General features: G+C 73.1%; 13 protein-coding genes. 7 read left to right on the top strand and 6 right to left on the bottom strand.

The window, feature by feature from the left end:
• Positions 1–4: 4 nt before the first annotated feature.
• Together murC and msrB are read left to right on the top strand one after the other, a co-directional pair.
• Complete coding sequence (gene murC, locus ACFVFH_RS17255; protein WP_383768885.1) at positions 5–1399, top strand: UDP-N-acetylmuramate--L-alanine ligase; 1395 nt, start codon at positions 5–7, stop codon at positions 1397–1399.
• A gap of 9 nt (positions 1400–1408) precedes the next feature.
• A complete protein-coding gene (gene msrB, locus ACFVFH_RS17260; RefSeq protein ID WP_383768888.1) occupies positions 1409–1816 on the top strand; it encodes a peptide-methionine (R)-S-oxide reductase MsrB in 408 nt (135 codons plus the stop codon).
• 81 nt (positions 1817–1897) lie between these two features.
• Here msrB and ACFVFH_RS17265 read toward each other — a convergent pair whose 3' ends face one another.
• A complete protein-coding gene (locus ACFVFH_RS17265; protein WP_383768890.1) occupies positions 1898–2269 on the bottom strand; it encodes a hypothetical protein in 372 nt (123 codons plus the stop codon).
• A 120-nt stretch (positions 2270–2389) separates the two neighbouring features.
• Here ACFVFH_RS17265 and ACFVFH_RS17270 point away from each other — a divergent pair, with 120 nt between their 5' ends.
• Together ACFVFH_RS17270 and ACFVFH_RS17275 are read left to right on the top strand one after the other, a co-directional pair.
• Entirely contained in the window at positions 2390–2791 is a 402-nt protein-coding gene (locus ACFVFH_RS17270; RefSeq protein WP_383768892.1) for a GntR family transcriptional regulator, read from the top strand.
• Between the two features lie 87 nt (positions 2792–2878).
• Positions 2879–4000, top strand: a complete 1122-nt coding sequence (locus tag ACFVFH_RS17275) for a DUF1648 domain-containing protein (protein WP_383768895.1) — start codon at positions 2879–2881, stop codon at positions 3998–4000.
• 25 nt (positions 4001–4025) lie between these two features.
• Here the strand turns inward: ACFVFH_RS17275 and ACFVFH_RS17280 are convergent, their stop codons facing one another.
• The 4 genes from ACFVFH_RS17280 to ACFVFH_RS17295 all read right to left on the bottom strand — a co-directional run bounded on the left by ACFVFH_RS17280 (position 4026) and on the right by ACFVFH_RS17295 (position 8383).
• Positions 4026–4496, bottom strand: a complete 471-nt coding sequence (locus ACFVFH_RS17280) for a hypothetical protein (protein WP_383768898.1) — start codon at positions 4494–4496, stop codon at positions 4026–4028.
• A 111-nt stretch (positions 4497–4607) separates the two neighbouring features.
• Positions 4608–7076 carry a GTPase-associated protein 1-related protein gene (locus tag ACFVFH_RS17285; protein ID WP_383768901.1) on the bottom strand — a complete coding sequence of 823 codons (2469 nt, stop codon included), beginning with the start codon at positions 7074–7076 and terminating at the stop codon, positions 4608–4610.
• Positions 7077–7274: 198 nt separating this feature from the next.
• A complete protein-coding gene (locus ACFVFH_RS17290) occupies positions 7275–7532 on the bottom strand; it encodes a DUF397 domain-containing protein (protein WP_383768904.1) in 258 nt (85 codons plus the stop codon).
• Positions 7529–8383 (bottom strand): Scr1 family TA system antitoxin-like transcriptional regulator, encoded by an 855-nt coding sequence (locus ACFVFH_RS17295; protein ID WP_383768906.1) that lies wholly within the window; start codon positions 8381–8383, stop codon positions 7529–7531. The genes ACFVFH_RS17290 and ACFVFH_RS17295 overlap by 4 nt, the downstream gene beginning before the upstream one ends.
• Positions 8384–8548: 165 nt before the next feature.
• Between ACFVFH_RS17295 and ACFVFH_RS17300 the strand changes: the two genes are divergently transcribed.
• From ACFVFH_RS17300 to ACFVFH_RS17310, 3 genes are all read left to right on the top strand, one after another.
• Complete coding sequence (locus ACFVFH_RS17300; RefSeq protein WP_383768909.1) at positions 8549–9013, top strand: ATP-binding protein; 465 nt, start codon at positions 8549–8551, stop codon at positions 9011–9013.
• A 141-nt stretch (positions 9014–9154) separates the two neighbouring features.
• Positions 9155–9814 carry a zinc ribbon domain-containing protein gene (locus ACFVFH_RS17305; protein ID WP_383768912.1) on the top strand — a complete coding sequence of 220 codons (660 nt, stop codon included), beginning with the start codon at positions 9155–9157 and terminating at the stop codon, positions 9812–9814.
• Between the two features lie 193 nt (positions 9815–10007).
• Entirely contained in the window at positions 10008–10889 is an 882-nt protein-coding gene (locus tag ACFVFH_RS17310; protein ID WP_383768914.1) for a peptidase S1, read from the top strand.
• Between the two features lie 168 nt (positions 10890–11057).
• On the opposite strand, the gene ACFVFH_RS17315 is transcribed toward ACFVFH_RS17310, so the two are convergent.
• Complete coding sequence (locus tag ACFVFH_RS17315) at positions 11058–14036, bottom strand: acyltransferase family protein (protein WP_383768917.1); 2979 nt, start codon at positions 14034–14036, stop codon at positions 11058–11060.
• Positions 14037–14045 lie beyond the last annotated feature (9 nt).

Raw genomic sequence — 14045 nt, forward strand, 5'->3', positions numbered from 1 at the left:
ACGCATGGCACCCGGTATTCCTGCCGCCATGGAACGGCCGCACTTCATCGGCATCGGCGGCGCCGGAATGTCGGGCATCGCGAAGATCCTCGCCCAGCGCGGCGCCAAGGTCGCGGGCAGCGACGCCAAGGAGTCGGGTACCGCCGAGGCACTGCGGGCGCTGGGGGCGACCGTCCACATCGGGCACGCCGCCGCACATCTGGCGGACGACGCCTCGTGCGTGGTCGTCTCCAGCGCCATCCGCGCCGACAACCCGGAGCTGCTGCGCGCCGCGGAGCTGTCGGTACCCGTCGTGCACCGCTCCGACGCGCTCGCCTCGCTCATGGGCGGGCTGCGCGCCATCGCGGTGGCCGGTACGCACGGCAAGACGACCACCACGTCGATGCTGGCCGTCGCCCTGACCGAACTGGACCTCGACCCCTCGTACGCGATCGGCGGCGACCTCGCCGGGCCCGGCACCAACGCCGTGCACGGCGAGGGCGCGATCTTCGTCGCCGAGGCGGACGAGAGCGACCGCAGCTTCCAGAAGTACGACCCCGAGGTCGCGATCGTCCTCAACGTCGAGCTGGACCACCACGCGAACTACGCGTCGATGGACGAGATCCACGAGTCGTTCGAGACCTTCGTCGGCAAGATCGTCCCGGGCGGCACGCTGGTGATCTCCGCCGACCAGGCCGGTGCCGTCGAGCTGACGGAGCGGGTCCGGGCCCGCTCCTCGGCGAACGTCGTCACCTACGGCGAGTCCGCGACGGCCGACGTCCGCGTCCACAGGATCACCCCGCGCGGGCTGACCAGTGAGGTCACGGTCGTCCTGAACGGGAAGTACCTCACGTTCACCGTCTCCGTGCCCGGCCGCCACTACGCCCTCAACGCCGTGGCCGCCCTCGCCGCCGGTGTCGCCCTCGGCATCCCGGCGCACAACCTGGCCTCGGCGCTCGGCAAGTACACCGGGGTCAAGCGCCGCCTCCAGCTCAAGGGCGAGGCGGCGGGCGTGCAGGTCGTCGACTCGTACGCGCACCACCCCACCGAGATGGCCGCGGACCTCGAAGCGATGCGCGGCGCCGCGTCCGAGGCGCGCCTCCTGGTCGTGTTCCAGCCGCACCTGTTCTCCCGCACCCAGGAGCTCGGCACCGAGATGGGCCAGGCCCTCGCGCTGGCCGACGCCTCCGTGGTGCTGGACATCTATCCGGCCCGCGAGGACCCGATCCCCGGCATCACCAGCGAGCTGATCATCGACGCCGCGCGGGCCGCGGGCGCCGACGTCACCGCCGTCCACGACAAGGCCGCGGTCCCCGAGGCCGTCGCGGGAATGGCGAAGCCCGGCGATCTCGTTCTCACCATGGGAGCGGGCGACGTCACCGACCTCGGCCCGCTGATCCTGGACCACCTGTCGAGCTGAGGGAGCGACGTGTCGTACGACATCGAGAAGCCGGACGAGCAGTGGCGGGCGGAGCTGACCCCGGCCGAGTACGCGGTCCTGCGCCAGGCCGGCACCGAACCCGCCTTCGTCGGTGAATACACCGACACCAAGACCACGGGCGTCTACTCCTGCCGTGCCTGCGGCGCCGACCTGTTCCGCTCGGACACCAAGTTCGAGTCGCACTGCGGCTGGCCGTCCTTCTACGACCCGAAGGACACGGACGCGGTCGAGCTGATCGAGGACCGCAGCCACGGCATGGTCCGCACCGAGGTCCGCTGCGCCCGCTGCGGCTCGCACCTCGGCCATGTCTTCGAGGGCGAGGGCTACCCCACCCCGACGGACCAGCGGTACTGCATCAACTCGATCTCGCTGCGCCTGGCCCCGGACGAGGGCTGAGACCGGCCTGATACCGGCGGGTGCCCCGGAGCGTGCTCCGGGGCACCCGCCGTTTTGTCTGCGCGCCCCCGGGCCGGGCGCTCAGCGGCCGCTGTCCACCCGCCGCTCGATGAGCCCCGCCGCCCGCTCCGCCTCGTCGAGCGAGAGGACCAGCTCGTCGAAGTCGCCGCCGGCGGCGGCGCGGTCCACCTCCACGCGCAGCCCCGGCCTGTCCCGGTAGGCGGCCACCAGCTGCCGGGGGCCGGTCACCAGGCCCCAGGTGCCGATCTTGGCGACTCCGGAGGCGTGCAGCCCCTTACGGGTGCCGTGGGCGGCGCGCAGGGGCTCGTCGAGGACGGTGACCCGGCGGACCGCGGTGAGCGGGACGGTCAGGGAGCCGCGCCGGAGCCAGGTGCGCTCCCAGCCGGTGAACTCGACGGTGAGGCCGGTGCCGGAGATGTTCATCAGTGCCATGGGATTCCCCCTCTGCCGGGCCCGGACGGGCCCCTGTGCGGTCACGCGCCGTCGACGCACCACCGCATTGCCCTGAGCGTTTGTCTGTTCTATTAGATGTATAGCAGATAGAGTACTGGTGTGTATCTCACACTCGACCTCGACAGCGAGGTGCCGATTTACCAGCAGATCCGGGACCGGGTGGTGGAGGCCATCGCGGAAGGGGCGCTGGCGCCCGGTGCCGGGCTCCCCTCCACCCGTCAGATGGCCGTCGACCTGGCGATCAACTTCCACACCGTCAACAAGGCGTACGACCTGCTGCGGCGCGAAGGGATCATCCGCATCAACCGCAAGAGCGGTGCGGCGGTCCGGCCGGACGTCAAGCAGCCGTCGGACGAACTGCGCGCCGGTGCCGACTGGGAGGCGCGGATGCGCACCCTCCTCGCCGAACTGGATGTGCGCGGGATTCCCAAGGAGGAGGTGAAGGGCCATGTCGCGGAGGTTCTGGACGCCTTCCCCGGCAGGGAGGACGGACAGCCCTGACCCGTACGGCGGGGCGGGAGCCCCCGGCCGGGGAGGCCGTGTCCCGCCGGACGCCGTCCCGCCGGGATCAACGACAAGAACGGACAGGTGAACACCTTGCTGACCGACGCAGCCCTCAACTTCGGCATACTCGCGGCGCTGGGCGCCGTGCTGTACGCCGCCCCCAGCCCGCTGCTCAACCCTCCCGCCGTGCCCTTCGGCGTCCGGGTCCCCCCGGACAAGGCGCGCGCCGACGCCGTCGAGGAGGAGCGCGGGCGCTACCGGGGCGCGGTGCTGGCCGCCGCGGCCGTCGTCGCCGTGGTCTCCTCGGCGCTCGGCGCCGCCCTGGGGACCCTCGCCGTCGCGGTCGTCGGTTCCGTGCTGCTCTTCGTCCTCGCCGCCGCCCTGTGGGTGCGGGCCCACCGCGGCATCGCCCGTGCGAAGGCGGAGGGCGGCTGGTACGCGCGGGCTCGGCAGGGCACCGTCATGGACACGTCCCTGCGCACCGATCCGGTCCGCTTCCCCTGGGGCTGGACCGTCCCCGCGCTCGTCGTGATCGCGGTCAGCGTCGTCGTGGGCGCCATCGTCTACCCCGGCCTGCCCGACCGCCTCGCGCTCCCCCGCAGCTCGCCCGACGGCACGGTGTACCGGATGTACGCGACCAGTGTGTGGACCGCCTTCGGGTTCGTCCTCGGTCAGCTCCTGCTCACCTCGACCATGGTCGTCACCGTCGCCGCGCTGCTCCGGGCCCGCGCCGACCTCGATGTGTCCCGCCCCGGGGCCGGTGCGGCGCGCTACCGCCGTTACCTCGTCGTCATGGCCCGCTCCATGATGGGCATCGCCGCCCTGATGAACCTCATGCTGTTCGGGCTGTCCGCGCTGATGTGGAGCGACACCCGCTCCACGGCCCTGAACCTGACCGTCACCCTCGTGCCGCTCGCCGGGGTCCTCGCCCTGACCGGCTGGCTCGTCCTGCGCGTCGGGCCCTCCGGGAGCAGGCTGCGGGAGGACACGGACGAGGAGGGCACCGGACTGGTCCCGCGCGACGACGACCGCTTCTGGCGCGGCGCCGGCACGGTCTACGTCAACGCCGACGACCCCGCGATCCTGGTGCCCAAGCGGGTCGGCATCGGCTGGACGGTCAACCTCGGCAACCCGCGGTCCCTCGTCGTGGTCGCGCTGGTCCTCGCCGTCGCGGTGGGAGCGGCCGTCGTCCAGGCCGTCCGGTGAAGCCGGGTGCGCGCGGGCCCGGCCGTCAGTCCTCGGCCGCGTCCTCGGCGCTCTCCGCCTTCAGCAGCGGATGGGCGACGCCCGGGAACACCCGGGCCCGTACGACCGGCTCCGCGGAGCCGCCGACCACCACGGTCTCGGCGACGCCCCACGGCCGTCCGCGCAGCACCACGGTCAGGATGTACGAGGAGGCGCAGCCCATGCAGTCGTAGCGGTCGGCCCAGGTCTCCACGTCCGTGACGCTGCCGGGGTAGCGCGCCACGTGCCGGTGGAGCGCGTGGCAGCGCGCGCACCGCTCGCCGGGCTCGCAGGTGCCGCCGCAGGGGCACGGGACGTCGAGGGTGTCGGCGGGGCGCCAGCGCTGGGTGAGGACGGCCTCACGCGTGGCGCCCATGTCCTTCATGGCCTTGAGATTGCGGGCGGCGACGTTGTACGACTCGCCGGTGGCGGCCATCCGGTCCCGGATGACGTCCTTGCGTCCGCGGTTCGTCGTCATCTGCTGTTCCTCCTGGGGGTGTCACGCAGCCCGCCGGGAGCACACGAGATCGATGGGTCACACGGTACCGGTCGTTCCGTGCGGGCCACGAACGCCGCCGTACGGGACCGGCTACGACCGGCGCACCCGTGCCGCCAGCCGGTTGCCGAGGCGTTTGCGGAGACCGGCCGGCCGGTTCCACGCCCGGAACGCCTCCACCGTGCGGCTGCTGCCCGCCCGCTCGGCGGCCGCCTCCACCGCCGCCACCTCGTCGGCGGACAGACCGCGCACCACCGGACGCAGCACCTCCGCCAGCAGCGCCGCCCGGGTCTCGCCCCAGGCGGGGCCCGCGTGCGGGTGCGCGCTCCAGACCGTGAAGCAGTCGGCGACATAGGCCGGGTCGGAGCGCAGCCGGGCAAGCACCGCGTCCTGACGGGCGGCACCGCCGTAGGCCGCGATGAGGTCCGGGTCGTCGCTGTGGACGAAGGCGTAAAGCTCCGCCTCCGGCCGGTCCGGGGCGAGCAGCCGCCCGGCCAGGGCGTCGAACGCCTGGGCGCGCGGGCCCGGCTCCACCGGCTCCGCCCCGGCGCACAGCGTCCGGGCCCGTTCCGCCCAGCCGGGCTCCGCCGCCCCGGACCGGATGTCCCGCGCGAACTCCAGCAGGTGCAGGGCGCCGCGCGTCCGCGCGTCGATCTCCTGCGGGAAGCCGCGCAGCAGGTCGTGGGCCAGCTCGGGGGCGTCCGTGTCGTCGGCGGGGGCACCGAGCGCCGCCGCGACGAGCGCGGACCACGTACCGGCCGTGCGGTGCGCGTCGGACGTGCTCCCGGCCAGCAGCAGCCGGGCCTCGCCGGCCGTGGGGGTGTCGTCGCCCCAGACGAGTCCCACGGCCGTACGCAGCACCAGCGGTTCGGTGAACGGTGACATGCCACCGGCGCGCACCACCGTGTTCAGCAGTTTCACCCGGTCGCCCTCGCCCGCCCCGGTGTCCGGCGCGGCGGCGCACATCCGCAGATGCGGCAGCGCCTGGGCCCCGGTGAACGGCAGGGCGACATCGGCCAGCAGCCGCCGGGCCGCCCGGGGGTGGTCCGGGGTGATCCGGTCCAGCTCGCCCAGCAGTGCGGTACGGACGTCGAACTGCTCGTCCAGGAGGTCGAGCAGCACCCGGGCGCAGTCGCCCGCGCCCTCGTCCAGCAGCGCCCGCGCCATCCGGCGTACGACCCCGGGGAGCAGTTCCGCGCAGTCCACGTCGAGCAGTCGCGCGATCCGGAGCAACTGGACGGTGCGCCCCACGCTCCGCCCGGGTGCCGCGTCCGGGGCCACGGGCGCGCCGGTCGCCAGCTCGGCCCGCAGGTCCTCGCCCAGGGCGTCGACGAGGGCGGCGGCGACGCGCTCCCCGTCCGGCTCGGCGAAGACCGAGCGCCCCGGGGGAGCGACGGTGAGATCGCCCCCGTAGACCGCCTCCGTCACCAGCAGCGCGCCGAGGGAGGCGGTCACGGCCGCCGGGGCCCTTCCGTCGAGCGCGGTCAGCAGACGGGCCACGGCGGCGAGTTCGCGAGGCGTGCGGTCGATGTCGGGGTCGGTCAGCGCATCGGTGAGCCGGTGCGTCCGGTCCTCGTCCAGCGCGTACGGCCGCTCGGCGGCCCACTCGGCCGCCGCCGCCCGCTCACCGGGGCCGAGCGGAACGCCCGCGCACAGGGCGGTGACGGCGAGCGGACCGGCGGCGAAGGGCCCGCCGGGCAGCTCGGCCGCCGCCCGGAACAGCTTCGGGGACCGGTTGCGCCAGACCCGGGCGCAGGTCTCGGCCCAGGCGTCGTCCACCGGCTCCCCGGGCCGCGCCCCCGCGCAGTCGTGGACCCGCAGGGCCTGCGCCCCGGGGCCGTCCGCGCGCGGCGCGTCCTGCGGGAGCACGCCGACGACCTGGTGCGGGGAGTGCGCCGGACGGCGGGTGTACGTCGTGAACGTCAGCCGGTGCGCGTCGTCCTGCGGGAGCACGGCCGAGGCGAGGGCGATCCACCGGGCCACATCGGCGCTGTGCCGCTCCACCAGGACCAGGCGGCCCGCCGCCGGGTCCTCGCACACCCGGCGCAGATCGGCGAAGACCGCCGCCAGCCAGGGGCTCCGGGAGACCGCGAAGTCGTTCAGCGCCTCCGGCCCGAAGGCGGCGGAGGCGGGCAGCGCGGATATCCGCTCGGGCGCCCCTCCGGCCGGTGGGGTGGAGGCCCAGCTCGGTGAGCGCCAGGCGGTGATCGGCAGCGCGTCGTCCGGCAGGCGCGTACCGGCCGGGAGGTGCACCGCGTGCGCGTGGAACCCGAGGGTGCCAGGGCCGGAGGACGGTCCGGCGCAGGCCACCGCGCGGGCCAGCAGATGCCCGCCGTCCGCCAGCGCGCTGAAGCTGAACGCCTCGGGCAGAGAACGGAGTTGGTCGGTGGTCGGCCGGTGCGGGGCGTCGGCGGGCGGTTCGAGGCGCAGGAGTTGTTCGGCCTCGGCCAGCACCTCCGTGGGCAGTCCCGCGCTCACGGCCGTGAAACGCGCGCCGCCCCCGTCGTCCGCAGAGGCAGCCGAAGCAGAAGCAGAGGTGTAGTGCAACTGCGCGAGACTCATGCGTCGGGCCCTCTTCGTCCTTGCCGCAGACCTTCCCGTGCCCCTCGGGGCGGACCGTACGACGCACGGCGACGACCCCGGCGGGAAGTGGGAACCGCGATCGCGGGAGCGACGCTATCAAGGCGTGCGCCTCCCTCGCGCGTCCCGCGGAACAGCCGTGCCGCGCACCGGAGTCGACCCGGGACGCGGCACGGTGGATCAGACGAGCACGGCGCCCGTGGCGTACATCACGAAGCCGGTCCAGGCGGCGGGGGAGAGGGCGAGCTGCGGGCCCTGCTCGACCTTGGAGTCCCGGACGTGGACGGTGGTGGGGCAGGCGGCGACCTCTACGCAGTCGTCGCCGGACCCGCCGCTGTAGCTGGACTTGTGCCAGGCGAGGGCTACCTCGACGCAGTCGTCGCCGGAGCCACTGCTGTAGCTGCTCTTGAACCAGGACAGGTCTGTTGTGGTGCTCATAGTGCTCCTCGCATCCGCTTCAACAGACCCACAGAGTCTTCGGGGGTGTGAGCCTGCGAACGCATCCTGGCATATCGCATCTGGAGCTTGCTTACCACAGTTGAATCGGCATGGAGCTGGCCGCTCTCCTGGCCCTCGCTGTATCCCAGCCACTTGTGGTCCGGCGTCTCCAACAGCCTGATCGGGCCGTCCAACCCGGCGTGGCTCTCGCGGATCTGCGGCATGATCTGAATCTCGACATTGCGGAGCTCGGCGAGATCGAGAATGTGGTCGATGGCCTCTCGGATGACCTGCGCACCGCCAGTCCGACGCAGGAAGAGATGCTCTTCGAGGATGAAGCTGTAGTTGGTGTTGGTCCGCTCCCGCAGTAGTTGCTGGCGTTCCATCCGGGCCGCAAGTTGCCGCTCGATCTGCTCGTCGTCGAGCATGGGGAGCTGGTTGAGGAACAGCGCCCGCGCGTACGACTCCGACTGCAACAGCCCCGGGAGCAAGCGGCATTCGTACGTGTAGAGGTTGATCGCCTCGGCCTCCAGCGCCGCCCATTGCTGGAACCAACTGGCGATGCCCGGTCGCCGGGACAGATGCTTCGCCGCCGCCCTGATCGCCCCGAACGCGTCCAGCACGATCTCGGAGCGCTCGACGAAGGGCAGCGGCGGGAACCTGCGGCCCTGTTCGATGGAGGCGACGGTCGGAACCGAGTACTGCACGCGTGGCGCGAACTGCTCCTGGGTGAGCAGGGCTCGTTTGCGAAAGACCTTGACGACCTCCCCGAACGTCCGCAGGCTCTCTGTGGGCTCGGGCTCCCCGCCCGACCGTGCCGTTCCGCCCGTCATGCCGACGCCGTCCGTCATTTCCGGCCACCTCCGTGCTCGTCGTGCTCCGTGCCGCTACCGGCAGACAACTCGCCCATCGTCACGGACCGTTACCCCTACTGTCCACAGTCCGTACCCGTACGCTGACCGAGCGTACGGGTTCTGGCGCTGGTCCGAGGGGGTTCCCGACGCCACGGTGGGCCCATGGAAGCCATCGCGACCCCCCAATCACCGGTTACCGTACGTGTGTTCGTGCAGCGCTTCAGCTCCACGCCGCGCGGGGCCCGGCTCGCCCGCCATCTCGCCCTGAATGTCCTGCACGACTGGGGCATTCCGTATCGCAGTGACGCTTCGGAGTCGGCGGAGCTGATCATCGCGGAACTGGCCGCCAACGCGGTGACGCACGGCCGGGTTCCGGGGCGGGACTTCGAGCTGCGGCTCTCCCACACGCCGGTGACCAGGCGGGCGCGGGGGACGCTCCGGATCGAGGTCAGTGACACGCTCGGCGAGCGGCGGCCGCCGGGGCCGGGGCGGTTGGTGGCGCCGCCGCCCGGAGCGGACGGCGGGAGGGGGCTCGTCCTGGTCGACGCGGTGGCCGACCGGTGGGTGGTGGTGGACCGCGAGATCCCGGGCAAGACAGTCCGGGTGGAGCTGGACATGTCGTTCTGAACCGGCCGGGGCGGGCCGTGAGGGCCGCCCTGACCACGGGCATTGCCGAACCATGACCTCCGGGTCGCACCACGGCCGTCGACGGTTGCCATCATGAACTCTGAGAACGACCCAACGACGCGAGGGCTCAGAGGTACAGACGTGGCCGAGGAAATCTACTTCAGCAACAACTACAGCGACCTGTCGCAGCAGCACGGCACCGGTGCCGGGTTCCAGTTCGAGTTCCGGTGCCAGCGCTGCTCCGACACCTGGCGCTCCCCGTTCGAACCCTTCAGATCCGGCCAGGCGGCCGGCTGGATAGGCAAGGGCGTCAGCGCCGCCTGGAGCGTGCTGGGCGGCAGCGCCAACACCATCAACAATGCCGCCGACGGTCTGGCCGGTGCGACCTGGGGCGGGGCGCGGGACGCCGCGTTCCAGCGGGCGATCGACAACGCGGAGGGGCACTTCAACCGCTGCCCCCGCTGCACCTCCTACGACTGCGGGCGCTGCTGGAACCCCGCGCAGGGCCTCTGCCTCCAGTGCGCCCCCGACACGGCGGCCGAGGCGGAGGCGGCCCGCCGACGCGGGCTCAACGACTCCGTCTCCGACCGCGCCTACGCCGCCGGACAGAACGCCGCGGCGGGCTACGACGCCCAGACGGCCCGGCAACTGGTCTGCCCGCAGTGCCGTACGGAGACCCATGGCGGCGCCTTCTGTCCCGGCTGCGGCCACCGGCTCGCCCAGACCCCGCAGTGCGCCTCGTGCCATGCGGCCGTGCCCCAGGGATCCGCGTTCTGCCCGGGGTGCGGATCGCGGCAGTAGAAGGCCCCGGCGGCCGCGCGCGGGGTGTCACGGAGACCGGCGCGCGGCCGATCGGGCCCAGTGCGCCGCCCTCACCTCAATGGCCTACGCACCGCCCGCCCAGCCGGTCGTTGAGCGTCATCGGATTGGTCAAATCCCCCGAGGGCGCCGATCAACCGGCCCAAGGGTCCATCTGCGCAGAGGAGTTACTCCCATGAAGCTCAAGACTCTCTCCGTGGCGGCAGTCCTGGCACTGTCCGGTCTCGCCGGGTCGGCCCCGGCCGGTGCGGCGCCCGGCACGGTCTCCGGCGACGGCGGCAACCGCATCGGCATCCTTCAGGTCAACGGTGACGCCCATGTCAAGGAGGGCGGGCTCAGCGCCACCTGGGTCAAGGAGTCGGGGGACGTCAAGCAGATCACCCTCTCCGGCAACCGCATCGGTGTCCTCACGGGTGACGGGGTGGCCTGGGTGAAGGAGGGCGGCCTGAGCGCCACCTGGGTCAAGGAAGCCACCGACGTCAAGCAGATCGCCCTGTCCGGCGACCGCATCGGCGTGCTGAAGGACAACGGCGAGGCGTACGTGAAGGAGGGCGGCCTCAGCGCGACCTGGGTCAAGGAGTCCGACAAGGTCAAGGAGCTGGAGCTCTCCGGCAACCGCATCGGTGTCATCACCGGCGACGGGGTGGCGTGGGTGAAGGAGGGCGGCCTCAGCGCGTCCTGGGTGCGCGAGTCGGACAACGCCATCGCGATCGACCTGACCGGCAACCGCATCGGCGTCCTGGTCGGCAACGGGGTGGCGTGGGTGAAGGAAGGCGGCCTCAGCGCCTCCTGGGAGCGCGAGGCGGACGACGTCATCCAGCTCGAACTCTCGGGCAACCGCATCGGCATCCTGAAGGACAACGGCGAGGCGCATGTGAAGGAGGGCGGGCTCAGCGCGACCTGGGTCCACGAGTACGACCACGCGATCCAGATCGCCCTGTCCGGGAAGCGCATCGGTGTGCTCAAGGGCGACGGTGACGCCCGGGTGAAGGAGGGCGGCCTGAGCGCGACCTGGGTCCTGGAAGCCGACAACGTCACCGAGCTGGCGCTCTCGTGACCCGTGCCGCGTGAGCCGCACCGCGTGATCCCGGCCGGGTGATCCGATCCGTACCGCCCGATCCGTACCGCCCGGCCCGTACCGACTGACTCGTACCGCCTGACCCGTACCGAAACCGCGCCGCGCAGCGCACCGGAGCCGACTCGGTGTGCCGCGCGGCGCGGACCGTCAGGGGCGGGCGGCGCCCTCCCGGGTCGACACGGTGACGTGCTGGACGCGCATCGGGTGCCCGGGTGCGGTGCCGGGGCCCGGTGCGGCGCCGTCGGCGGCCGGGAGCTTGCCGCCCATGGCCACGTTCAGGATCAGGAACAGCCCGTGGTGCACCGCCCGGTCCCAGGTCCCGGCATCCATCCCGGCCTCGGTGACCCGGTGGTGGACGCGGCCGTCCAGATACCAGCGCACCTCCTCGGCGCCGGGCGTCAGATCGACCTCGACGGCGTAGGAGTGGAACGCGCCACGGCAGCCGGGGCACGGCTGCGGCCCCGAGGACAGGCCCACCGGCTCCTGGCACGGGCCGCCGTCGAGCACGCCGCAGTGCATCGTGCCGAAGACCGTGTCGCGGCCATTGACGGACTCCATGATGTCCAGCTCGCCGAGCGCCGGCCACCCCGTGTAGCCGTCGCGGAGCTTCGCCCCCAGGGTCCAGAAGGCGGGCCAGTAACCCGCCGCCGCGTCCCCCGTGACATCGGGCAGCGCGATGGACGCCTCGATCCGCAGCACACCGCCGGGCGGCGGCGCGAAGTCCGACCGCCGGGACGTGATCCGCCCGGAGTACCACCGGCCGTCCCTGAGCGTGGGGACGATCTCCAGCGCACCCTTCCCGTCCAGGCGCACGTTGTCGGTCGAGTCCGTCATGGTCTCGACCTCACCGGTTCCCCACTGCGGGGCCGGGCAGCCCGGATAGCAGGTGCCCAGGTCGTACGTCCACCGGGCGGCGGACGGGCGGCTGCCCGCCGGTCCGTCGAAGTCGTCGTGCAGGACCCGGGTCCAGCCGTCCGCCCCGGACAGCGCCCCGGCCCCGGTGAGGAGCCGTTCGAGCCGCGAGGTGAGGACCACCGCGGCGACATCGGTGAGATGGGCGTCGTCCCGGTACAGCAGAATCCGGTCCCGCACCGCCGGGCAGGTCGCCCCCTTCGGCGGGCACAGCACCTCGTTGACCGAGACGGCCCGCACCCCCGGCAGCTTCCCGGACGCGATCCGCCGCGCGAGCGGATCGGGCCACCGCGCGGCGGCCCGGCCGAAGGCGCAGGCCGCCGGGTCGGAGGTGTGTCCGGAGACGCAGGCCGGGACGTCCTTCCCCGGCACGGGGGTGTCCTCCAGGTAGACGATCGGGACACCGAGCGCACGCAGCGGCTTGAGCGTCTTCTCCCATCCGCTGGCGAGGAGCCGCTGGTCGTCGGTGTAGCGGTTGAGGGAGGCGATCAGGACCAGACGGGGCTTGGGCCCCTTCGCGATCCGGTCCAACGCGTCCGCGCGCCAGGTGTCGCACTCGTGGTACGTGCGTCCCAACTGCGGGTTCACCACCTGGAGTTCGGGCAGCGGGCAGCCCTGCTTCACCAACTCCTGGAGCGCCCAGCCGCGCTGGGCCGCCAGGGCGAGCGCCGGGGAGAACCACTGCCCGGCGTGCGAGTCGCCGAGCAGCACGATCCGGTCCGGGCTTTCGGTCGCACCGAACAGGCAGCGCGGGCTGCGGGTCACCGGCGGCGCCACCTCGCAGGCCCCGTCCGGCGGGAAGTTTTCGCGCGCCTGCACGGGACTGGGCACCACCGGACCGCCCGTGAGCGGCGTACCGTTCCGCGCCAGCAGATGCGGGCCCTCGGCCGCGCCGGGCGGCAGGCCCTTCACGTCCACCGGCACGGCCGGGCCCAGCAGCCGCAGGGTCGCGGTGCCCATCACCAACGCGAGCACCACCGGGATGGCGACGGCCGAGACCCCCACCGACAGCCCGCGCCGGGGGAGTTCGGCGACGGTCCTGCTGTGCCGCACCGGTTGTTCGACCCATCGCATGGTGGCCAGCGCGGGCAGTGCGGACGCCACGGTGAGCGCCGCCTTCACCGGCCAGTCCAGGGCGCCGAAGCGGGCCTCGGCGAGCACCAGCACGGGCCAGTGCCACAGATAGAGGGTGTAGGAGAGCCTGCCGATCGCGCGGGGCGCCCGGCCCGCCAGCAGCCGCCCCACCCCGTACGCGTCCGGGCCGCTCACACCCCCGCCGGGCGCCCGGCCGGGTATCCCGGCCAGGATGACCGCCGCCGTGGCCAGCGTCGGCACGAGCGCCGCGTATCCGGGATACGGGGTCGACGCGTCGTACGCGACCATGCACCACACCAGCGCCCCGGCCCCCGCCCAGCCGGTGAGCAGACGCAGGAGGCGGGGCCCGCGCAGCAGGTGCCACGGCAGCAGCGCCAGCAGCGCGCCGACGCCGAACTGCCATACCCGCGAAGGCGTTCCGAGGTATGCCAGCGAGACCGAGTCGCCCGTCCAGCCCAGCGACAGCGCGAAGGAGCCGAGCGTCAGCAGCGCGGTGACGGCGGTCGCCGCGGCCCGCACGGCACGGCCCCGGCGCACCGCCCTGGCGGCGGCGTACACGAAGGCGGCGAGCAGCGGGGCCCAGAGCAGATAGAACTGCTCCTCCACGGCCAGCGACCAGAAGTGCAGCAACGGGCTCTGGTCGTGCCCGGCCGCGAGGTAGTCGGTCTGCTGCTGGACGAAGCGCCAGTTGGCGGTGGACAGCGCCGCCGCCACCACGTCGTACTCCAGCTCGGTGCGGCGCAGTGGAACGGTGAGCCAGGCCCCGGCCAGGGCGACGGCGCCGAGGACCACGGCGGCGGAGGGCAGCAGCCGGCGGGCCCGGCGGGAGAAGAACTCGCCGAGCCGGATGCGCCCGGTGGTGACGGCCTCGCGCAGCAGGAGCCCGGTGATCAGATGGCCGGAGATGACGAAGAAGACATCGACTCCGACGAAGCCGCCGGCCAGGCCGGGCACGGCCGCGTGGAAGGCGAGGACCCCGAGCACCGCGACCGCGCGCAGCCCCTCGATGTCGGGGCGGAACCCGGCGCGGCGCGGAGCCGGTCCGGAGCCACCGCCGTCGGGGGTTTCGGCGGAGCGGGCGGCGCCGTGGCGGATGCCGGGAGCCGTGGTCGTGGACATTGTTCCGAG

The sequence above is a fragment of the Streptomyces sp. NPDC057697 genome (assembly GCF_042799335.1).
Classification (GTDB): Bacteria; Actinomycetota; Actinomycetes; order Streptomycetales; family Streptomycetaceae; genus Streptomyces.

What these genes read in the sequence shown, in the direction of transcription:
- murC (WP_383768885.1), top strand. Translation starts at nt 5, where the DNA reads ATGGCACCCGGTATTCCTGCCGCCATGGAACGGCCGCACTTCATCGGC.
- ACFVFH_RS17265 (WP_383768890.1), bottom strand. Translation starts at nt 2,269, where the DNA reads ATGGCACTGATGAACATCTCCGGCACCGGCCTCACCGTCGAGTTCACC.
- ACFVFH_RS17280 (WP_383768898.1), bottom strand. Translation starts at nt 4,496, where the DNA reads ATGACGACGAACCGCGGACGCAAGGACGTCATCCGGGACCGGATGGCC.
- ACFVFH_RS17285 (WP_383768901.1), bottom strand. Translation starts at nt 7,076, where the DNA reads ATGAGTCTCGCGCAGTTGCACTACACCTCTGCTTCTGCTTCGGCTGCC.
- ACFVFH_RS17290 (WP_383768904.1), bottom strand. Translation starts at nt 7,532, where the DNA reads ATGAGCACCACAACAGACCTGTCCTGGTTCAAGAGCAGCTACAGCAGT.
- ACFVFH_RS17295 (WP_383768906.1), bottom strand. Translation starts at nt 8,383, where the DNA reads ATGACGGACGGCGTCGGCATGACGGGCGGAACGGCACGGTCGGGCGGG.
- ACFVFH_RS17300 (WP_383768909.1), top strand. Translation starts at nt 8,549, where the DNA reads ATGGAAGCCATCGCGACCCCCCAATCACCGGTTACCGTACGTGTGTTC.
- ACFVFH_RS17310 (WP_383768914.1), top strand. Translation starts at nt 10,008, where the DNA reads ATGAAGCTCAAGACTCTCTCCGTGGCGGCAGTCCTGGCACTGTCCGGT.
- ACFVFH_RS17315 (WP_383768917.1), bottom strand. Translation starts at nt 14,036, where the DNA reads ATGTCCACGACCACGGCTCCCGGCATCCGCCACGGCGCCGCCCGCTCC.